At 47.0% G+C, this 20,806-nt stretch carries 21 protein-coding genes; 10 read left to right on the forward strand and 11 right to left on the reverse strand.

Annotation, left to right across the window (positions count from 1 at the left end; genetic code table 11):
- The first annotated feature begins 68 nt into the window (after window positions 1-68).
- The 3 genes from JJU34_RS20890 (at window position 69) to JJU34_RS20900 (ending at window position 3,565) form a co-directional block, all read left to right on the forward strand.
- Entirely contained in the window at window positions 69-968 is a 900-nt protein-coding gene (locus tag JJU34_RS20890; RefSeq protein WP_228694376.1) for an endonuclease/exonuclease/phosphatase family protein, read from the forward strand.
- 83 nt (window positions 969-1,051) lie between these two features.
- Window positions 1,052-2,143, forward strand: coding sequence for a UDP-N-acetylglucosamine 2-epimerase (non-hydrolyzing) (gene wecB, locus JJU34_RS20895; protein ID WP_228694377.1), 1,092 nt, complete (start codon window positions 1,052-1,054; stop codon window positions 2,141-2,143).
- 114 nt (window positions 2,144-2,257) lie between these two features.
- On the forward strand, window positions 2,258-3,565 hold the full coding sequence (locus JJU34_RS20900; protein ID WP_228694378.1) for a nucleotide sugar dehydrogenase: 1,308 nt from the start codon (window positions 2,258-2,260) through the stop codon (window positions 3,563-3,565).
- 57 nt (window positions 3,566-3,622) lie between these two features.
- Here JJU34_RS20900 and JJU34_RS20905 read toward each other — a convergent pair whose 3' ends face one another.
- On the reverse strand, window positions 3,623-4,384 hold the full coding sequence (locus JJU34_RS20905) for a DeoR/GlpR family DNA-binding transcription regulator (RefSeq protein ID WP_228694379.1): 762 nt from the start codon (window positions 4,382-4,384) through the stop codon (window positions 3,623-3,625).
- A gap of 177 nt (window positions 4,385-4,561) precedes the next feature.
- Between JJU34_RS20905 and JJU34_RS20910 the strand changes: the two genes are divergently transcribed.
- Genes JJU34_RS20910 through JJU34_RS20930 form a run of 5 tightly spaced genes read left to right on the forward strand, consistent with a single transcriptional unit; the run spans window position 4,562 to window position 10,246 of the window.
- Complete coding sequence (locus JJU34_RS20910; protein WP_228694380.1) at window positions 4,562-6,130, forward strand: glycerol-3-phosphate dehydrogenase/oxidase; 1,569 nt, start codon at window positions 4,562-4,564, stop codon at window positions 6,128-6,130.
- A gap of 3 nt (window positions 6,131-6,133) precedes the next feature.
- Complete coding sequence (gene glpK, locus JJU34_RS20915) at window positions 6,134-7,636, forward strand: glycerol kinase GlpK (protein WP_228694381.1); 1,503 nt, start codon at window positions 6,134-6,136, stop codon at window positions 7,634-7,636.
- Window positions 7,637-7,639: 3 nt separating this feature from the next.
- Window positions 7,640-8,386: an MIP/aquaporin family protein gene (locus JJU34_RS20920; protein ID WP_228694382.1), complete on the forward strand. Its 747-nt coding sequence runs from the start codon at window positions 7,640-7,642 to the stop codon at window positions 8,384-8,386.
- Between the two features lie 59 nt (window positions 8,387-8,445).
- Window positions 8,446-9,687, forward strand: a complete 1,242-nt coding sequence (locus JJU34_RS20925) for a hypothetical protein (protein WP_228694383.1) — start codon at window positions 8,446-8,448, stop codon at window positions 9,685-9,687.
- Window positions 9,688-9,694: 7 nt separating this feature from the next.
- Window positions 9,695-10,246: a pyridoxamine 5'-phosphate oxidase family protein gene (locus JJU34_RS20930; protein WP_228694384.1), complete on the forward strand. Its 552-nt coding sequence runs from the start codon at window positions 9,695-9,697 to the stop codon at window positions 10,244-10,246.
- A gap of 84 nt (window positions 10,247-10,330) precedes the next feature.
- On the opposite strand, the gene atpC is transcribed toward JJU34_RS20930, so the two are convergent.
- The 3 genes from atpC to JJU34_RS20945 all read right to left on the reverse strand — a co-directional run bounded on the left by atpC (window position 10,331) and on the right by JJU34_RS20945 (window position 12,801).
- A complete protein-coding gene (gene atpC, locus JJU34_RS20935; RefSeq protein WP_228694385.1) occupies window positions 10,331-10,576 on the reverse strand; it encodes an ATP synthase F1 subunit epsilon in 246 nt (81 codons plus the stop codon).
- A 53-nt stretch (window positions 10,577-10,629) separates the two neighbouring features.
- Window positions 10,630-12,132 (reverse strand): F0F1 ATP synthase subunit beta, encoded by a 1,503-nt coding sequence (gene atpD, locus JJU34_RS20940; RefSeq protein ID WP_228694386.1) that lies wholly within the window; start codon window positions 12,130-12,132, stop codon window positions 10,630-10,632.
- Between the two features lie 180 nt (window positions 12,133-12,312).
- A complete protein-coding gene (locus tag JJU34_RS20945) occupies window positions 12,313-12,801 on the reverse strand; it encodes a C40 family peptidase (RefSeq protein ID WP_228694387.1) in 489 nt (162 codons plus the stop codon).
- Between the two features lie 259 nt (window positions 12,802-13,060).
- On the opposite strand from JJU34_RS20945, the gene JJU34_RS20950 reads away from it, so the two are divergent.
- Window positions 13,061-13,309 (forward strand): hypothetical protein, encoded by a 249-nt coding sequence (locus JJU34_RS20950; RefSeq protein ID WP_228694388.1) that lies wholly within the window; start codon window positions 13,061-13,063, stop codon window positions 13,307-13,309.
- Window positions 13,310-13,314: 5 nt separating this feature from the next.
- Here the strand turns inward: JJU34_RS20950 and coaE are convergent, their stop codons facing one another.
- The 7 genes from coaE to JJU34_RS20985 all read right to left on the reverse strand — a co-directional run bounded on the left by coaE (window position 13,315) and on the right by JJU34_RS20985 (window position 18,531).
- On the reverse strand, window positions 13,315-13,923 hold the full coding sequence (gene coaE, locus JJU34_RS20955; RefSeq protein ID WP_228694389.1) for a dephospho-CoA kinase: 609 nt from the start codon (window positions 13,921-13,923) through the stop codon (window positions 13,315-13,317).
- Entirely contained in the window at window positions 13,916-14,818 is a 903-nt protein-coding gene (locus JJU34_RS20960; protein ID WP_228694390.1) for a YbbR-like domain-containing protein, read from the reverse strand. The genes coaE and JJU34_RS20960 overlap by 8 nt, the downstream gene beginning before the upstream one ends.
- 73 nt (window positions 14,819-14,891) lie before the next feature.
- Window positions 14,892-15,209: a preprotein translocase subunit YajC gene (yajC, locus tag JJU34_RS20965; protein ID WP_228694391.1), complete on the reverse strand. Its 318-nt coding sequence runs from the start codon at window positions 15,207-15,209 to the stop codon at window positions 14,892-14,894.
- A 2-nt stretch (window positions 15,210-15,211) separates the two neighbouring features.
- A complete protein-coding gene (locus tag JJU34_RS20970; protein ID WP_228694392.1) occupies window positions 15,212-15,757 on the reverse strand; it encodes a DUF1573 domain-containing protein in 546 nt (181 codons plus the stop codon).
- Between the two features lie 7 nt (window positions 15,758-15,764).
- The gene (locus JJU34_RS20975; protein WP_228694393.1) at window positions 15,765-16,070 is read right to left on the reverse strand and encodes a YtxH domain-containing protein; all 306 of its coding nucleotides are present in this window, start codon (window positions 16,068-16,070) and stop codon (window positions 15,765-15,767) included.
- A gap of 7 nt (window positions 16,071-16,077) precedes the next feature.
- A complete protein-coding gene (gene nusB / locus JJU34_RS20980) occupies window positions 16,078-17,265 on the reverse strand; it encodes a transcription antitermination factor NusB (RefSeq protein WP_228694394.1) in 1,188 nt (395 codons plus the stop codon).
- A gap of 165 nt (window positions 17,266-17,430) precedes the next feature.
- A complete protein-coding gene (locus JJU34_RS20985; RefSeq protein ID WP_301005427.1) occupies window positions 17,431-18,531 on the reverse strand; it encodes a Glu/Leu/Phe/Val dehydrogenase dimerization domain-containing protein in 1,101 nt (366 codons plus the stop codon).
- Between the two features lie 144 nt (window positions 18,532-18,675).
- Between JJU34_RS20985 and JJU34_RS20990 the strand changes: the two genes are divergently transcribed.
- Window positions 18,676-20,472, forward strand: coding sequence for an ABC transporter transmembrane domain-containing protein (locus tag JJU34_RS20990; protein ID WP_228694395.1), 1,797 nt, complete (start codon window positions 18,676-18,678; stop codon window positions 20,470-20,472).
- Window positions 20,473-20,806 lie beyond the last annotated feature (334 nt).

Below are 20,806 nucleotides of genomic sequence, written 5' to 3' on the forward strand. Positions count from 1 at the left end.
CGACTTCTGCTGGAGGAACGCAGCTTTGCTTGGTTGTACAGATTTGATTGTCAGATATTAGCTGTCTTATGGCAAGAATAGGAAAAAAGCCAATCAGTTTATACCTTTGGGCAGAATTTGAGGAAGTGGGATCGCGTAATAAATTTGACAACATCATGATATTCAGTTTCATCACCCGCATGTCGATTTTGTTTACGGTGGGGTTAGTGGTTTTTTTATGGGTGTTAGGTGGTTCCCCGTTATTTGCGCAGGAAATATCCGTATTGTCCTACAACATACACCACTGTAATCCGCCGTCTAAGCCAGGGTTTATTGATGTGGAGGCTATCGCGAAAGTGATCCGTGAAAGCGGGGCCGACCTGGTCGCCCTACAGGAGGTGGATGTGTATACCGAGAGGTCTGGCAAATCGTTACATCAGGCAGAGAAGTTGGGGGAATTGACTGGGATGTATTGGTATTTTTATAAATCCATCGACCATGCCGGAGGAGAATATGGAAATGCATTATTGTCTAAGTTTCCGATCAGTGCCAAAGGTGGATTTTCACTGCCAAATGATCCCGACACCGAACCTCGGACAGCCGTTTTCATAGATATTGAACTTCCGGGAGGTAAAGAGATTACATTTGCAGGGACTCATTTGGAGTTTAAGCGAGAGGAAGTTACCCTAAGGCAAGCAAAGGCGATCGTTGCTTTTTTTGAAGATAGATCACCGAAGCCAATAATCCTAGCGGGTGATTTTAACGCAGAGGTTACAATGTCGCCGATGGTCTATTTGGACAGCCACTTTCAAAGGCCCTGCACTGAAAACTGTGCCCCGACGATACCTCAGGTTAACCCGCAAAAGGAAATTGATTTTGTCATGGTAAAGCCGAAGGAGGCTTTTGTGGTGACTTCCCATGAGGTGATAAATGAATCCTATGCGTCGGATCATTTACCTGTTTTGGTTAATTTTCAGGTAAATAAGTAAGGGATTTTGTTTTGTTTTCGTGTTTCAACGAGCATATTTGTGTAATGATATTTTCTTTATTTAGGTATTAATAGCTTTATTTTATGTTGGTAGATCTGATAGCGGGTGCGCGTCCTAATTTTATGAAGATTTCTCCTATCATCGATGCAATCGTGGCGGCAAAGGAAGATGGGAAGGATATTGATTTTCGCTTGATCCATACGGGTCAGCATTATGACAAAAATATGTCGGATAGTTTTTTTGAGCAGCTTGGCATTCCGCAGCCTGATGTGAATTTGGGTGCCGGTGGAGGCACGCAGGCCGAACAAACCGCTGCTATCATGGTGGGCTACGAAAAATTACTGCTGGAAAGTGGTAAACCGGATATTTGTCTGGTAGTAGGCGATGTGACCTCTACCATGGCCTGCGCCATCACGGCGCAAAAGCTTCACGTCAAGGTCGCCCACGTGGAGGCTGGAATCCGATCCGGAGATTGGACCATGCCGGAGGAGATCAATCGGCTGGTGACGGATAGTATCACGAATTATTTCTTTACCACTTCTGAGGTGGCAAATACCAACCTTAGAAATTCAGGAGTTGGCGATGAACGCATATTTTTTGTGGGCAACACCATGATCGATACCCTATTGAAGCACAGGCCTAGGTTTCAGAAACCGAAGGTTTGGGATTCTTTATCTCTGACGGAGAAAGGGTACTTGGTGATGACGCTACACCGGCCGGCCAATGTGGACCAAGAAGAAAAATTAAAGTTCCTGATAGATGAAATTGTAGCCCACACACAGGGATTGCCGTTGATCTTTCCGGTACATCCGCGTACAAAGGCCATGCTCAATCGTATTGGAATTTCTCAAGAGCGACTTCATATGGTAGAGCCACTGGGTTACCTAGAGTTTAACTACTTGGTTGAACGCTCTAAGGCCGTCGTTACCGATTCGGGAGGAATTACCGAAGAAACTACCGTGATGGGGGTGCCTTGCATGACGCTTCGGGATAATACCGAACGACCTGAAACAATCACTCAGGGTACCAATGAGCTGCTTGGTACCGACCCTCAGGCAATTGCTCCGGCGATGCAGAAACTCTTTGGTGGCAATTGGAAGGAGGGTAGTACCCCTGAGCTTTGGGATGGTCAGACGGCCAAGCGAATCATTGAGATACTCTTACAAAAAGGCTAATCCTAGAAGAATCCTTCCTGGGTATATACATGCTGGAGAGGAAAATCGGTGGAACGTTTTTTAGAATTCAATTATCACCTGAATACTATGTTTCTTTGTTTTTAAAATAAAATTATGAGTGCACCATTAAAATCATTTTCTGATTCTACAATTGCTGTCATTGGACTGGGCTATGTAGGACTTCCTTTGGCAGTAGAGTTTGCCAAGAAATTCCCGGTTATCGGATTCGATATTTCCTCCAAGCGGGTGAAGGAGCTGAATGAAGGCAAGGACTTCACCTTAGAGGTGGAGGATGAGGACCTGAAGCAGGTGATTGTCTCGGATCGGAGCGAAAAAAATGGACTCTTTTGCACGGATAAAAGCGAGCATTTGAAGGAGGCCAATATTTTTGTGGTTACGGTTCCCACGCCCACAGATAGGTATAATCGACCTGTACTTACTCCCATGATCAAGGCTTCTGAGACCGTAGCAAAGGCTCTCAAAAAGGGAGATGTCGTGATTTATGAATCTACCGTGTACCCCGGTGTGACCGAAGACGAGTGTGTTCCAGTGCTTGAGAAAATATCGGGCATGAAGTATAACACTGATTTTTACGTGGGATATTCCCCAGAACGAATCAATCCCGGTGATAAGGAACATACCGTTGCGAAGATTTTAAAAGTAACCTCAGGAAGTACTCCCGAGGCGGCCGAATACGTCGATTCGCTGTACAAAGCTGTAATAACTGCAGGTACCCACCTGGCACCTTCCATCAAAGTCGCCGAGGCAGCAAAGGTAATTGAGAACTCCCAACGGGATATCAATATTGCATTTGTGAATGAGTTGTCCAAAATATTTAGCCTGATGGGCATAGACACCCAAGAGGTGCTGATCGCTGCGGGCACTAAGTGGAATTTCCTACCATTCCGTCCGGGCTTGGTCGGGGGACATTGTATCGGTGTGGATCCCTACTACTTGGCTCAAAAGGCACAGGAGGTGGGCTATCATCCAGAGATCATTCTGGCTGGCAGAAGACTTAACGATAGCATGGGTAAGCATGTAGCCACGGAAGTGATCAAACTGATGATGCGTAAGGACCTAAAGGTAATCGACTCCAAAGTCCTGATCCTCGGGTTTACCTTTAAGGAGGATTGCCCAGACGTACGAAACACCCGTGTCATAGATATTTACCAAGAGCTAAAGACCTTTGATATGGAAGTGGATGTATACGACCCTTGGGCTAATAAGGACGAAGTGGAGCACGAATACGGAATATCGATCCTGAACGGGGGTGATACCCCTAACTTGGCGGATTATTCTGCCATCGTATTGGCAGTTGCCCATAAGGAATTTAAAGGTTGGCCCATCGCCAAGTCCGATACGCAGGTGGTATTTGACGTGAAGTCCGTTTTGGCGAAGGAATTGGTAGACGCCCGTCTGTAAATCAGTACTATTCACAGGGGTTATTGTTTGGGGCATGGAAGTAATCTTGTCTGAGTTTCAGGCAATGATTACTTCGATGCCCTTTTCTTCCATTTTTTTTATGTAGTGAGAGGATAAACCATTGTCGGAAATGATCACATCCACGTCCTCCAAGGAGGCGATCTTGCCAAACCCCTTTTTTCCAAACTTACTGGAATCGGCCAGCACAATGGTCTTTTGTACGGCTCGGATCATTTGCATGTTTAGGTGGGCTTCCATCATATTCGTAGTCGTCAAACCAAACTCCAAATCCACACCGTCTACACTTAAAAACAAGGTGCTGCACGCAAAATGCCGGATCATTTCCTCGGCATAATGCCCTACCACGGAACTGCTGCTCTTTCGGACTACTCCTCCCAATTGGACTAGTTCCACGTTGGGATTGTCCAGCAGCGCCATGGTGACATTCATGGCACCTGTAAGTATGGTTAGGTTTAGGCCTTTCGGGATCGCTTGGGCAAAGGAAACCACGGTCGTCCCTGACCCGATGATAATGGCATCGTTGTTCTGGAGATATTCTATTGCTTTTTTAGCAATGATCAGTTTTTGGTTAACGTGGACCAGCTTTTTCTCGTCGAGAGGTCGGTCGTTTACATAGGGGGCCACAGGGGTTGCGCTGCCGTGGGTACGAAAGAGCAGCCCTTTGTCTTCCAAGATTTTAAGGTCCTTCCGAACGGTCACCATCGTGACGTTTAATGTTTTGCTAAGTTCAGCAACGCTCACATAGCCTGCTTTTTGCAGATTTTCCAATATGAACTTATGTCTTTCCGCTATTGTCATGCCAAGGTTGAGAATGGTTTGATCGGATGAATACTTCCCCAAATCGGGTTGAAAAGAATTACTGATCCCTAATATTAGCTAAATACATGCCAAAAAGAAAGTGATTTGGTTTAAAAGAGTTTCCTTTTCTTTCTCTTTGTTTCTTTTTGTATTACTTTTGAGTAAATCAAATGAGTAATGGATAGAAATACAAATTTATCAAAGCTGGAGGAAAAGGAAAGGGTCTGGGATCTGGTCATCATAGGAGGAGGCGCCTCGGGGTTGGGGGTTGCTTTGGATGCTCTTTCGCGGGGGCTGAGTGTGGTGCTCTGTGAAAAAGCGGATTTTGCACAGGGGACCTCAAGTCGTAGTACAAAGCTGGTTCATGGAGGCGTCAGGTACTTGGCCCAGGGGGAGATCGGTTTGGTATTTGAGGCATTGAAAGAGCGTGGTAGGCTATTGAATAATGCCCCTCACCTGACCGAAAACCAGCCCTTTATCATTCCTATCTATTCTTTTTTTGATCGGTGGAAGTATTCAATTGGACTCAAGATCTACGATTGGATGGCGGGGCGCTTGCGACTCGGGAAAAGCAGGTTTATCTCCCGCAAGGTGACCATAAACCGATTACCCCAGATCAAGACGGAGGGTCTACGGGGAGGAATCGTCTATCACGACGGGCAATTTGACGATGCCCGACTGGCACTCGCCATTGCCCAGACCTGCGATGCCATGGGCGGCTGTATACTCAACCATGTGCCTGTTTCGGATGTGACAAAAAACAGTCAAGGTAAGGTAGACGGCGTCTCTGTAAAGGATAGCGTGAGCGGTAAGAAGTACCGGATTAAGGCAAAGGCAGTGGTGAATGCCACGGGCGTATTTGCGGATAAGATCCTGCGAATGGATCAGCCGGGTATTGGCAAGACCATTCAGCCAAGTCAAGGAATTCACCTGGTGATGGATCGGTCTTTTTTGGGTGGACAAGACGCTTTGATGATTCCAGCCACCTCAGACGGGAGGGTGTTGTTTGCCGTACCATGGCAGGATAAGCTGGTCGTTGGAACCACTGACACCCTACGGGAAAAGGCCAAAATGGAGCCTCGGCCTTTGGCAAAGGAAATCTCGTTTATCCTAGATACGGCTCGTCTTTACTTGAAAGAGGCCCCTACCCGCGAGGACGTGCTCTCGGTTTTTGCCGGATTGCGTCCATTGGCAGCCCCTAAAGAAGGTAGCATGAAAACCAAGGAGATTTCCCGAAGCCATAAGATTATCGTGTCTGATTCCGGGCTGATTACGCTTACCGGCGGTAAATGGACGACATTTCGGAAAATGGGCGAAGACACAGTGGAAGCAGTTGGAAAAGTAATTGGGGTCAAGTTAAACCCCAGCACGTCGATGGACATACGCTTGCATGGATATAGTGAGTCATTGGAGCTAAGTCACTGGAGAAGTTATGGTTCGGAGGCTGAGAGGTTGCGGGAAATGGTGAAGGAAAATCCCTCCCTAAACAAACGGCTACATGAAAAATACCCCTATACGGAAGCTGAAGTGGTATGGGCGGTGCGTGAAGAGATGGCCATGAAAGTGGAGGATGTATTGTCCCGCAGAATGAGAGTTTTGATACTGGATGCGAAAGCTGCCATCTCTATGGCACCAAGAGTTGCAGAGTTGATGGCAGGGGAATTGGGAAAAGACACCGCTTGGACTGCCGCGGAATTGGAAGATTTTAATAAATTAGCAAATAAATATGTAATCGATAGCCTGTAATTCATGACAAACCAAACCCAATTTATCCTCGCTTTGGACCAAGGCACCACTAGTTCCAGAGCCATACTTTTCGATCATGCCGGACGTTCCGTAGCGGTTGCTCAGAAGGATTTCGAACAGCATTTCCCCAAGCCTGGCTGGGTCGAGCATGATCCCGCCGAAATTTGGACCTCTCAGGCAAGTGTGGCCACAGAAGCCATTACCAAGGCGGGCATTACGGCGGCACAACTAGCGGGAATCGGGATTACCAATCAACGGGAAACTACCATCTTGTGGGACAGAAAGTCGGGTAAGCCACTTTATAATGCCATCGTCTGGCAAGACCGACGGACTTCAGCCTATTGCAACCAATTGAAAGACCAAGGCTACGCGGATCTCATCAGCCGAAAAACCGGACTGATCATTGATGCTTATTTTTCTGCCACGAAGATCAAGTGGATTTTGGACAACGTATCAGGTGCTCGGGAAAAAGCCGAGCGGGGAGAGGTTTGTTTTGGTACAGTGGATACTTGGCTGATTTGGAAACTGACCAGTGGAAAAGAGCACCTGACGGATTTCACAAACGCCAGTAGAACGATGATTTTTAACATCCACGAATTGAAGTGGGATGTGGAGCTGTTGGAGCTGTTTGATATTCCGGCTTCTATTTTACCGGAGGTTCGGCCGAGCAGTGAGCAGTTCTGTACCACGGCGGGTGATGTGTTTTCAGCCAAGATTCCGATCGCAGGAATTGCAGGCGATCAGCAGGCTGCCCTGTTCGGGCAGCTGTGTCTAAAGCCGGGGATGGCTAAAACGACCTACGGGACAGGCTGCTTTTTGGTCATGAATACCGGGGAAAAGCCGGTTGAGTCAAAAAATAAGTTGCTCACAACCATCGCTTGGGGCCTGAATGGGAAAGTGACCTATGCATTGGAGGGGAGTGTCTTTATAGGAGGTGCTGCCATTCAGTGGCTTAGGGATGGAGTGGAGATTATTCGTCAAGCAGGCGATAGCCAAGCACTTGCGGAACGTTTGGACGATAATGACGGAGTATACTTTGTGCCTGCCTTGACAGGATTGGGGGCACCTTACTGGGATCAGGACGCCCGAGGGGCGTTTTTTGGGATAACCCGAGGAACTACCCGGGCACATATGGCCCGGGCTGCACTGGAGGCCATTGCGTATCAGGTATATGATGTGCTAAAGGCTATGGAAAAAGATGCGGGAGAGGAGACGAAGGAAATGCGGGTGGATGGTGGAGCTACGGCAAACGATTTTTTGATGCAATTTCAAGCTGACCTGATTCGGTGTCAGATAAAGCGTCCACAGATGTTGGAAACTACGGCGCTCGGGGCTGCCTATTTGGCAGGACTGGCCGTGGGGTATTGGAAGAGTGTGGAGGATCTTCGGGAATTGTGGGAGACCGATGCGAGTTTTGAACCGAAGATGGATCAAGAGAAGGTTGCGAAAAACCTCCATTTTTGGCATAAAGCCATTGATAGAACTTTAAACTGGATGGAGGAGTAGGCTATGACGACATTTGTTGCTGAGTTTGTAGGTACCTCCCTGTTGATCGCCATGGGATCCGGGGTAGTTGCCAATGTGGTCTTGAACAAGACCAAGGGATTTGACTCCGGCTGGATCGTGATCACCACGGCTTGGGCGTTGGGAGTTTTTATCGGAGTCGTGGTAGCGGGTCCATACAGTGGGGCTCACCTCAACCCTGCCGTAAGTGTGGGACTTGCTTTGACGGGTGATTTTGCTTGGAGTATGGTTCCTCATTACGTGCTGGCGCAGGTACTTGGGGCCATGTTTGGTTCGGGGATTGCGTGGTTGGTATATAAGGACCATTTCGATGCCACACCTGATCCGGGTTTAAAGTTTGCTCCCTTTGGTACGGTACCGGCGATCAGGAATTACGGTTCAAATCTGATTTCTGAAATGGTTGGTACATCGGTGCTGATTATTGTGATTTTATATTCTACGGATCCCGTTATTAACGATGGGAATAATACGCCTATAGGACTTGGGTCTTTGGGTGCGCTGCCTGTGGCCTTTTTGGTTTGGGTGATAGGACTTTCATTGGGAGGCACCACCGGCTATGCCATCAATCCTGCCCGTGACCTGGGGCCGCGGATTATGCATGCCATTTTGCCCATCAAAGGCAAGGGGACAAGCGATTGGGCGTATAGTTGGGTTCCTATTGTAGGACCGATCTTGGGGGCTTCGATAGCGGCTGGGATTTATATGTTGTTGGGTCTTTGGGGGATGGTTTGAGCAACAAGCCAGTTTGTGATCTTTTTTGAGCCTTACCTACCTATTAAAGCTACCATTTTATGAATAACGTATCCAGCTCGTTTGGCAGCTATTCGCTGCTCGTCTTTTCGCTCTATATTTTTTTGTTCATTTTTCCTTTTCCAGCCCAACATATTCCGTTTGGACAAGAATTAACCAATGCCTCCTATGGATGGCTAATCAAATCATTTTCCGATTGGGTGGCCTATAGCCTTCTGAGACTGGATGAGGTAAACTATGAGGGTGGGTATGGAAGTGGGGATACTACCTATGACTATGTGCAGTTGCTGGCCAAATCACTGCTATCCCTGGTAGGTGCGATGGGTCTATTGGCTCTTAGCAAGCGAATTTCTTGGTTAGGCAACCCCTTTGCCCTGGTTCGTGTTTACGCTAGGTATTTTGTTGGGATTACGTTAATTGTGTATGGCGTTGCTAAGTTTTGGGGAGGGCAGTTTCCGGCTGCCAGTCTAGGGTCATTGGAACAGGTACATGGGGACTTTTCACCGATGGGATTAGCATGGCGCTTTTTTGGATACTCCGACCTATACAAGGTATTTATGGGAGTGTCGGAGATTGCGGCGGGTGCGCTATTGCTTTTTCGTCGCACGGTTGTCATTGGAGCCTTGCTATCCGTAGCCGTCACGTTTAATATTTTCATGGTGAATATGTCTTTTGATGTGCCGGTAAAAATCCTTTCCGGTCATCTTTTGCTTTTTTCTATCGTGATTTTATGGCCTTATTTGCGGCAGTTAGTAGTTATCCTGGTGTGTCGTCGGGAGGGACAGATCAAGTACGAGCCAAGGCGGTTTACCTCGAAAAGGCAGAAATGGGTCTACCGAGCGGCAAAGTATTACCTCGTATTCATAATCCCTTTTAGTCTGTTCGTGGGGCAATACCTCAGGCAGGGTAGAGATGGACCCGACAACCCTTGGGACGGAGCCTATAGGGTCACGGGATTTGAGGTAACAGGGGAATCGATAGAGGATCCGGTTGAAATGCTGGTTTTGGAAAAGAATTCACTTTTAGTTCGGCATGTATCTGGAAGCATGCTATATTTAACTACCGGCGAGCTTGGGGATGATGGCTTTATGCTGGTGAATGGGTACGATCAGGATGAAGAACTGGGAAGCTTGCGAATCACACAAGATGGCGGGCTGCATCATATCAGGTGGGAGGCAGGAGAAAGCCAGCTTTCAATGACAGCAACTCGAAAGATAAAATCAGATTATTTTTTGAATAAAAGAGGATTCAATTGGATAAATGAATATCCAGTTAACAGATAGGAGCTATATGGGAAAGAAATTTACATCGCTGAATGCTGACACAAGGGATTTTATCGAAGCACAGAAAATCTTTTTTGTTGGTACTGCAGCCGCAGAGGGTAGAGTTAATGTTTCTCCCAAAGGGATGGACACCCTTCGTGTTTTGGACGATAACCTGCTCGTTTGGCTCAACCTAACCGGAAGTGGCAACGAGACAGCGGCACACCTGCGCCTGCTTCCCCGGATGACAATCCTATTTTGTGCCTTTGAAGGGAAGCCGATGATATTGAGGCTGTATGGCACAGCCAAGATCTTCCATCCCAGGGATGTGTCGTTTGGTGAGTATTTGGGCCTTTTTCCGAATATCTCAGGTGCCAGGCAGGTCGTGGAGTTGTCGATTGACCTCGTACAGACATCCTGTGGGTTTGCTGTGCCACTGATGGAGTTCAAAGAAGAACGACCTACGCTTTCGGCTTGGGCTGATAGAAAGGGAGCAGAGGGAATAGAAGCCTATTGGCTGGAAAAAAACACAAAAAGTATAGACGGTTTAGAGACGGGTATTTTGGAGGACAACGCCTAGGCCTTGGGGGAAATCGTGCTACATGTAAAAAGGGCTGCTCGTCAATGAGCAGCCCTTTTAGGTAATGAGTAGAAAATAAAGGAGTTATACCAGTACTTTCTCTGCCAATACGATGATTTTATTGTCGTTTACTTCAACCACTCCTCCATCAACCTGGACCGTGCGTTTCCCATCAGCCGTAGAAAAGGAAACAGATCCTTTGGCCAGGGCCGACACGATAGGCGCGTGGTTTTTTAATACCTGAAACGATCCATCGGCTCCAGGAAACGAAGCTTCAGAAACTTCTCCTTCGAATATTTTCTTATCGGGAGTAATGATTTCTAGGTGCATAGTTTATCGTTATAATGGGGTGTCGAAAAGGCACCCCACATGGGCATATCAATTTATTTTACTTCAGCCATCATCTTTTCACCTTTGGCAATGGCATCTTCGATGCTGCCCACTAGGTTAAAAGCTGCTTCAGGGAGGTGATCCAATTCCCCGTCCATGATCATATTAAAGCCTCTGATGGTATCCTTGATATCGACCAATACGCCTTTAAGACCGGTGAACTGCTCAGCTACGTGGAAAGGTTGTGAAAGGAAACGCTGCACCCTTCTAGCTCTGTGAACAACGAGCTTGTCATCTTCGGACAATTCTTCCATACCCAAGATGGCAATGATGTCCTGAAGTTCTTTGTAGCGTTGAAGGATTTCCTTCACGCGGGTTGCACAGTTATAGTGTTCATCTCCCAAGATACCTGGCTCCAAGATTCGGGACGTAGAATCCAACGGATCTACCGCTGGATAGATTCCCAGCTCGGCGATCTTTCGGGATAGTACCGTGGTAGCGTCCAAGTGGGCAAAGGTTGTAGCCGGTGCCGGATCAGTCAAGTCATCTGCAGGTACGTATACGGCCTGTACGGAGGTGATGGAACCGTTTTTGGTAGAGGTAATCCGCTCTTGCATGGCACCCATTTCGGTTGCCAGGGTAGGCTGATACCCCACGGCTGATGGCATCCTTCCCAATAGGGCAGATACTTCAGAACCTGCCTGAGTGAATCGGAAGATGTTGTCGATAAAGAAAAGGATGTCTTTTCCAGCACCTTCTCCTTCGCCGTCACGATAGTACTCCGCTAGGGTCAATCCGGTAAGGGCTACCCTTGCACGGGCCCCTGGAGGCTCGTTCATTTGACCGAATACGAAGGTGGCTTTGGAGTCTTCGAGCTTTTTTACGTCTACTTTGGAAAGATCCCATCCACCATGTTCTTCCAGGGAGTGAATAAAGTCATCTCCGTAAGTAACGATGCCGGACTCGATCATTTCCCTAAGAAGGTCATTTCCTTCCCTGGTTCTCTCACCCACACCCGCAAATACGGAAAGGCCTGAATAGGCTTTCGCAATATTGTTAATCAATTCCTGAATCAATACGGTTTTGCCTACACCGGCACCACCGAAAAGTCCGATTTTTCCACCTTTGGCGTATGGTTCGATGAGGTCGATTACTTTGATACCGGTGTAAAGAACCTCTGTAGAAGTAGAAAGATCCTCAAATTTTGGAGCTGACCGGTGGATAGGAAGCCGTTTGCCGCTTTCAGGTTGAGGCAAACCATCGATCGCCTCTCCGATCACATTAAACAACCGACCCTTGATGCCTTCACCGGTAGGGACGGAAATGGGGGCACCTAGATCGGTTACAACCATGCCTCTAACCATTCCTTCCGTAGAGTCCATGGAGATAGTCCTCACACGGTCCTGACCGAGATGCTGCTGTACTTCCAAAACAACTCTTACACCGTTTTCTTTAGTAATCTCAAGTGCGTCTAGGATGTTTGGCAAACTGCCTCCCTCAAAGGAAACATCCACCACAGGCCCAATGACTTGAGTTATCTTACCAGTATTCGCCATTTTTATATATTAAGATGAAAAGGATCTGAACTTTTTTATTCGGATGCAAAATTAGTTAATAAAGATTAATACCAAAGGATGTTTTAAAAATTAATCCACTTTACCTCAATTTTTTATAAGTAATTCCAAAAGGAGGATTTAGTCGTTGAATTCCTTCGTATGGGGCCCCACACGAGGGGTTTAGAAAATTCTCCTGGCCCGAATAAACCTGCCCGACCAATAGTTTGAAAAGACATTGTCCTCGGTAACACCCAACGAGGTGGAAGCATGGATAAACTGTACGTTGCCACGGCCTGTTTGCGTGACTATGCCGGCATGGGTGACTTTTCTTCGCCGGTTGCCTGTAGCGAAGAATACCACATCGCCCTTGGCCAGTTTTCCTTTGGGTACATTCTTGCCAATTTTGCTTTGGTCTTCCGTGGTCCGTGGTAAGGTGACCCCCACACTTCGAAAGGAAAGGTATACCAGTGCGGAGCAGTCCATCCCAGACCGGGTGGTGCCGCCGTAGCGGTAGGGAGTACCCCTGTAAGATTTGGCCGTATCAATCACCTGCTGTATATTCTGGGATCTAATTTTTTTGGAAGGAGAACAAGAGGACAATCCCAGCAAGTAGCCGATTGTCAGAAGTTGGAGAAAAATGGGTACAAAGCGGTGTGATCGTTGCAGCATACGGGTCATCGGTAATTTTAGGCCAATTATAGTGGATAGCCTTTGGTAAAAAAAATCCCCAGCGTTTTTTAGCGTATAAATATTCTGGTTGTGCCAGCTGGTTTTCAGATCAAAGGATGGCTAGGAAGAGTTTGAAAAAAATGGTTAATTTAGCAACACAAAGGCAAGCAAAATTCCGGTTTCATCGTTATCTCCCCGGAGGAATGAGGTGAAATTGGAAACCCAGCAAAGACGGGAATAAACCGCTGAGGCGATTACCATGAGCAAAGAGGACTTCAGAAAACTTTCATTGAATAAAAAGATTCAAAAACTCTATACGGAGGGAACCTTCGTGGTGGCCATTCGCTATTATGCCTACAAGGTAAATCTCTACCTCCTGGGGCAGGAGTATGTGGAGGTGTTTTACAACCACAAGCACGACCGCATCGATAAGATTGAATTTCTAAACCACCGGCATTCACGGATGAAGTTTTACTTAGATCAGATTTCCCTGGAAAAGATTGCCTAATAGGCTTAGCGTTTCGGACCGATTAGTTGCTGATGGATTTTCAATACCTGTGGGATCACCATTTTTTGCTCTGAATTATCGATCACAAAAGCAGACGCTTGCTTTTTTTTGTCATCCGCCCACTGCCGATCGATGATCGCTTTCACCTCCTCTTTGGTTCGCTGTGGATCCCGAAGTAAGACTCTGAAGATCCGTAAGCTTTCCGGAGCGGTAACGGTGATGATACGGTCCAGTTCCTGATAGGATCCGGTTTCGAACAGTAAGGCAGCCTCCTTCAGTACATAGGGTGTATCCTGTCTGTGAGACCAAGTTCGGAAGTCCTCTCCCACAAAGGGGTGTACCAGTCCATTGATAAGCTCGGTATTGTGTTTTTCGGCAAATACTTTTGAGGCTAGATAACTTCTGTTAAGGCTGCCGTCGGATTGGTAGGATTCCCGACCAAATGCCTTTACGATTGCTTCTCGCAGGGGGGCGTGGTTCGTCATGAGCCATTTGGCTCTGTCGTCGGCGTAGTAAATAGGGACTCCGAGGAGGTTGAAGATTTTAGCGACTAGCGTTTTTCCAGCACCTATTCCACCGGTGATACCCACCAGTAATTTTTTGGGCTCACTCATAGATCAATTTGAAGGTGGCGGGTTCAAAGCCAATGACTTCCAGGTAGGAAGGGTCTGCGCTCAAATTCACGGAAACGGTGCTGTCTTCCCGGTTGCGGTTGTTGTAGCTGAGAATTGCTTTCAAATCCAACTTTTCGAAGTCTGCTACTTTTCGCTCGTCAAGAAGGTAGAACATGTTCACGGCTGAAACGTCTGGTTCAATCTTTACATTTGAGGGGAGAAATGTTTTTTGAATCTCCAGTGTTTTTTTGCCCTCGACAAACTCCACTACCTCAAAGGAGACCAATACCGATTCCTCATCCAATGTCAGGTAATCTCTTAGGTTTCTTGGTACGGAGAGGGGCAGGAGTTTGACAAAATCCTGATTGATGTTCTGCTCTCCCAGATCGACTTTCCATTTGCCGTCTAGATCTTGGATTTTGGTAATGGGGCCTCGGACGGTTACCTGACCGGGATCTACGGATATAGGTGAGCCAAAACGAAAATTTTTCGAAAGAAGGTTTTCGGATGTGTCGGGTTCAATGGTGATTTTTCTCGAGATAATTTTGTCAATCCTGAACGAAATGGTGTCTTGAACGATCGTTACCAGTTGTGTAGGGGTAAGTGTTTCGGCAAGCTCACGCTGAAGGCTTCGGGTCAGGACAAAACTGTTTCGGGAGGGATCGTCGAGCTCGATGATAAAGGGGGTTGATTGGAACTTGAAATATTTCCGCAGCAGGTCCCATCCGTTGCCGTTGATCTCAATGGAAATTTGATCAGGAAGTGGTTCTACGGGCATGAACTCCGACTGATCGTAGGAAAAAGCAATGGGCTGTCTCACCACGGTGGTGTAGTCGTCCTTATTCAGGGCGTTCAAAAGCCAAAAAGTGGTAGCCGTGACAACGCACAAAACCACCACTTTTAAGTTTGAAGACGCCTTCGGTTTGAGTTTGTCGAAGAATTGTCGAATGTTGCCCAACGTAGGTCCTTTATTTAGACTCCTTGATCTTTTTGGTATAGTCCAGCGAAAGCGCTGATTTTTCCACTTTTATTTTTAATCCTTTATCCAGTTCAATCAGCACGGTATCCCCCTCTACGGCATAAACCTTTCCATGAATCCCACCTACTGTTACCACCTGATCTCCTTTTTTTACTTCATTGATAAAGAGATTGGTATCTTTTTGCTTCTTTTGCTGGGGTCTGATCATAAAGAAATACATGATCAGGATGATACTTCCGAACAGGAACACTTGCCCCATGATTCCGCCTCCGGCACCGCCGGCCTGCAATAAAATAACGTTTAGCATGTTTATCGTTTAACGGGTCCCAAACTTGGTTTCTCGGCAGAAGCAGTCCGCTGATTAACAGTGCCTTTTAGTCTAAGGCGTGTGACATTCGGAGTAGTATTGGCCTGAATTGTCACTGTAGGGCTTTGAACGCCGGCTTTGCCTGCCGAGTTGAATACCACTTTGACGAAGCCTTCATCTCCAGGCTTAATGGGACTTTTGGTCCAATCAGGGCTGGTGCAGCCACAAGACGCCTGGATATTGGAAATCACCAGCGGGGCTTGACCATTGTTTTTGAATGAAAATACGTGCTCGATTACCTCTCCCTCGGCGATCGTGCCGAAATCATATTCCATGCTCTCGAATTCGAAGGCTCCCACCGTGCTCGGGTCGGCAGGCTGCACGTTTTGTGCATTGGTGGGGGTGACCACCGTGCTTTGCTCCAGTTGGGAGATTTTGTCTTCCAAGGCCTTTATTCGATCGGTTTCTTCCGTGCTCTTGCTATTGCATCCGGCTACTGCCAACGCGCCTGCTAGCAAAATAGCAGATAGATACGTGTTTCTAGTCATGATATAGTTAATTGTTGTTTTCCTGATTTATCTGATCGATCAATTTATTGACGTCGTTTAGGAGGTTTTCTGCCTTGGTCTTGGCTTCCGAAATCACTTTATTTCCCTCCGACTTGGCTTCGCTAGAGGCCAAGGTCTTGCCTTCTACCAATTCGGTGATGAGCTTTTCCAATTCATCCTTGTACTTGGCCAATTGATAGGTCAGCTTGTCTCTCGTGTTATTGCCAGCATCCGGTGCAAACAATACTCCCAATGTTGCGCCTATTCCCGCTCCTAAAAAGAATGCGAAAAATGAATTTCCTTTATTGCTCATGTGTAAGTTATTTATTGTCTAATAAGCCCCTACCACTTTTACGTATTTTTCCCGTGTCGGTTAGTTCTTTTGCCAGCACATCCAAGAGTCCGTTCACAAACTGTTTACTTTTCGGCGTGCTATATGTTTTGGAGATATCAATGAACTCATTGATCGTTACTTTTACCGGTATGCTGGGAAAGTTCACCATTTCGGTGAGGGCCATGGTAATAATTATTTTATCTGTAAGCGCTATTCGGTCTATATCCCAGTTTTTCGCCTTTTGGGCGATCATCTCACTGTAGTCTTTTTCCGATTCCACAGTCAAGTTAAAGATATTCTGAAAGAATTCCTTATCCTCGTCCCAATTAATCGCCAAGTCAGGCAATATCTCGGTAGAATCTTTCTGGTCTATGTCTACATTTTTCAGCACTTTTAGTGCCAAACTTCTCACCACTGCCTTATTCTCCGTCCAGTTTAGATCCAGTTCTTGAAACTGACTAAGGATCGCGTCGTTTTTTAAGATCACTTTTTTGAGCAGGTTTTCTGCGATGGCACGGTCATCCTCTAGGGTGGGATCGGTGAGGTTCATGTAGGCTACATATTCCTCCTGAACCTTTACGTAATCCCGAAACCATTGCTTGATCTCCTCTTTCCAGTCCTCGAGGTTGACATGGTGCCGGATAAACTCACTCTTGATTGGCGAATCTTGTTCCAAATACAGCAGTATCCGGTTTTTCGCCAAATTGTCTTCGCCTGGAGCGATTACCGAAACGCGTTCTTGGGAGAGTTTTCTACGTTTATCTACCTCTTTTTCCACGTGTTTTCGGAAACCCAGCAATATTCCGATCGCATAGAGGTATAAGCCAGGGATGCGTTCGGCCGATGTCACCATGTTATTCCTCAAAAACGATAGGTCTGCCTCGCAAAGCTTGTGGTATTGTTTGAGGGCATGCAGCGCTACGTTTTTTATTTTTATACTCAGGTTGCCATCAGCTACGAGTGTACGCGCGTCCTGGCTGCGGGTGAAAAGGTCAATACAGGTTTCTGCATCCTTTTTAAGCTGCGCCTTATCCTGTACCTCCATGCTGTTGAGGTCAGGCTGGAAGGATTCCCGGATAAAGTCTACCGACAAGTTGAAGTTGGAGGCTTTGCACTGATGATAGGCGTACAAAGATTGAAAAGCCTTTACTCTGAGAATTCTTCTGTTTAGCATTACCGGATGTTAAAGAACGCAAATTTAAACTATTTTCGGATAGAAATCCTCCAAATAGGAATTATTCCCAAAGTTAGGGATTTCGGATATAGAGTCAAACGATCGGCGTGTGGGGTGTTTTTGATCCACTGCGGGCTCGTTTGATGTTCATTGTGTCTGCTGTTGTCAATAGGACAGCTTTACGCCGGCAATTTGGTCAATCCGCTTACGGGCGATTTCATTGGCCACATCTTGGATGGGTAAGGCCTTCTCCTGCGCCTCTAGAAGAACCGAAGTGGTGGTATCGTAGATTGCTTCCGTCTGTTTCATGGCGATCTCCCGTTTGTAGTTGCCAAGGTATTCGGTGTACACGTTGATTAACCCACCAGCATTAATCAAGAAATCAGGAGCATAGAGAATTCCGCGATCTTTGAGCAAATGACCATGCCGGCCTTCCTCCTCCAATTGATTGTTGGCCGCACCAGCGACTATATCACAGGTCAAGTGGGGTATGGTTTGATCGTTAAGCGTGGCCCCTAGGGCACATGGAGCGTAGATGTCCATCGGAAATTCATATACATCTGAGGGCTGAATGACCTGAGCGCCGGTGGTTTTGGCAGCGGACAGCAGTTTGTCTTCAAAGATATCCGTCAAAAAAACGACCGCTCCTTCTCTGTTCAGGTGCGAAACCAAGTGGGTGCCTACTTGGCCGGCGCCTTGAACCAAGATTCGTTTGCCCTGCAAGGAATCCTTTCCGTAGGCGAATTTGGCAGCCGCCTTCATACCCAAATAGGTTCCATAGGCAGTCACTGGAGAGGGATCTCCTCCTCCACCTTTGATTTCCGGCTTACCGGTGACAAAGGGAGTCTCCATCGCGATGTATTCAATGTCTGAGGTGGTGAAATTAACATCTTCTGCGGTAATGTACCGGCCGCCTAGGCTATGGATAAATCTCCCAAAACGCCGAAGAAAGGCTTCTGTTTTCATTTTTGGGTTACCGATAATCACCGCTTTGCCGCCGCCAATGTTCAGTCCCGAGATCGCAGCCTTGAAGGTCATTCCCCTGGACAGACGCAACACGTCGGTGACAGCAGCAGCTTCGTCGGAATAGTGCCACAGACGAGTGCCCCCCAAGGCAGGACCCAAGACGGTGTTGTGAATGGCGATTAGGGCCTTTAGCCCCGTAGGTTCATCGTGGCAAAACACCAATTGTTCGTGTCCCATCTGCATGATTTGACCATAAACGCTGCCGTCTTTCACCTGCTCTATTGTTTTAATTTCCGACATCTGAACTTTGGTTTTGTGATTGTGTTATATTTGGGTCTGCATATGCATAAACCAGTTACAAAATTAAATATTTTTTAGCTGCTTATGAAGCATTGCAATTGATATATTGTGAAAGAATGTGTCTGATTTCTAGATTTTTGTTTTGTGGAGCCTCTTTGGAGATTAAATAAGTATCTGATCAAGTACAAGTGGTACCTCCTGTTGGGAGTTATTTTCACGGTGATATCCAATGTTTTTGTGATTATCCCCGCACAGCTTGTGCGTATTGCGATCGATTATGTGGTTGAAAGCTTTAGTTATTACCAGCTTTTTGACCAGAGCCCCTTATCGGCTGAATCGAGAGGGGTATTTTTAAAATTTATCGTTGTTTTTGGAAGTTTAATCCTGGGAATGGCGCTGTTGCGTGGATTTTTCCTGTTCCTGATTCGACAGACCATCATCGCGATGTCCCGGCTGGTAGAATACGATCTCAAAAACGAGATTTACGAGAAGTATCAAACCCTCCCATTGGCATTTTACCGCATGAACAGCACGGGAGACCTGATGGCGCGCATCACAGAAGATGTCAGCCGGGTAAGAATGTATGTTGGCCCGGCCCTGATGTACGGCATCAACTTAATCGTTCTCTTTCCCATGGTGATTGCTTACATGCTTACCGTGAATGTGCCGCTGACCATTTATTCTTTGCTGCCGCTACCGGTGTTATCCATCAGTATCTACGTGGTCAACAACATGATTAATGAGCGCTCGGAAAAGATACAGCGCAGCCTCTCCAATCTGAGCACCTTTGTGCAGGAGGCTTTTTCCGGTATTCGTGTGATCAAGGCCTTCGTACGGGAAGCAGACAGCGCCAACGACTTTCAGAAGGCGAGCGAAGATTACAAAGAAAAATCCATTCGACTTACCAAGGTGGAGTCTTTGTTTTATCCCCTTATTTTGGGCTTGATTGGGCTGAGTACGATCATCACGGTGTATGTAGGCGGAAAGCAGGTAATCGCAGGAGCCATTGGGTACGGCGTCATTGCAGAGTTTATTTTGTACGTCAACATGCTCACCTGGCCGGTGACTTCTTTGGGATGGGTCACCAGCATCGTGCAGCGGGCGGCAGCCTCTCAGACCCGAATCAATGAATTTTTAGATGAACAAAACCCCATTGTAAGTACCGAACACCTGGATAGGGAGATTGTCGGAACGATCGAGCTGGAAAACGTGTCCTTTGAATACCCGGACTCAGGGATCAAAGCATTGGAAAATGTCAGTTTTCAGATAAAGGAGGGCCAGTCATTGGCGATCATCGGGACTACAGGTTCTGGAAAGTCCACCATAGCAAACCTGCTGATGCGGATGTACGACGCAAGTTCCGGGCAAATTCGGATAGATGGTATGGATATTCGCGCCTACGACATTTCTGCTCTTAGGAGGCAAATCGGGTATGTGCCGCAGGACGTATTTTTGTTTAGCGATACTATCTCTAATAATATTGGTTTTGGACTGGAGCAGCAGCTGGTGACGCCGGAATTGGTCGAAAAGGCAGCAAGGGATGCGGATGTATATCAAAACATTGTAGATTTTCCGCAAGGATTCAATACCCGCCTCGGTGAGCGGGGAATCACGCTTTCCGGGGGACAAAAGCAAAGGGTTAGCATCGCCCGAGCGATCGCCAAGGAGCCGAAGATACTACTACTGGACGATTGTCTCTCCGCAGTGGACACGAAGACCGAAAACGCGATCTTAAACTCCCTGAGTACCATCATGAAGGGAAGGACCTCGATCATCATATCGCACCGGGTGTCTTCGGCCAAGCTGGCCGATGCGATCGTCGTGTTGGATGACGGGCATATGCTGGAAATGGGGACGCACGAGGAGTTGCTGCTGAAAAAGGGGGTGTACGCAGAGCTTTACGAAAAACAGACCCAGTCCGTGCAGGAGGGGGAGGAATAAAAAAATTGTGGAGTGGCGAATGCCATGCAAAAGGATCCCATCTGAATATTCAGGTTTCAACCATCCACTACGATTTTCCAAAGTTTCTGCCCTGAATCTTCTGCATTTAAATTCCTTTTTCTTCTGCAGCTCGATAAAGCAAACTTCAAAATCGCTGGGGAGGATTTTACGATGATAGCCAAGGACTGAGATACCTTCCGCCTGAACTGTTTATAAAGCTCAGAGACTACAAAGGCGGACTGAGATACCTGCGGTGGTTTGGCCGGACATTTCCCGATGATATCGGATACCCGGTATTCCTTTTCGAGTGGACAATTATCCTTTTCAAAACGGG

The sequence above is a fragment of the Lunatimonas sp. genome (assembly GCF_020832325.1).
Lineage (GTDB): Bacteria > Bacteroidota > Bacteroidia > Cytophagales > Cyclobacteriaceae > Lunatimonas.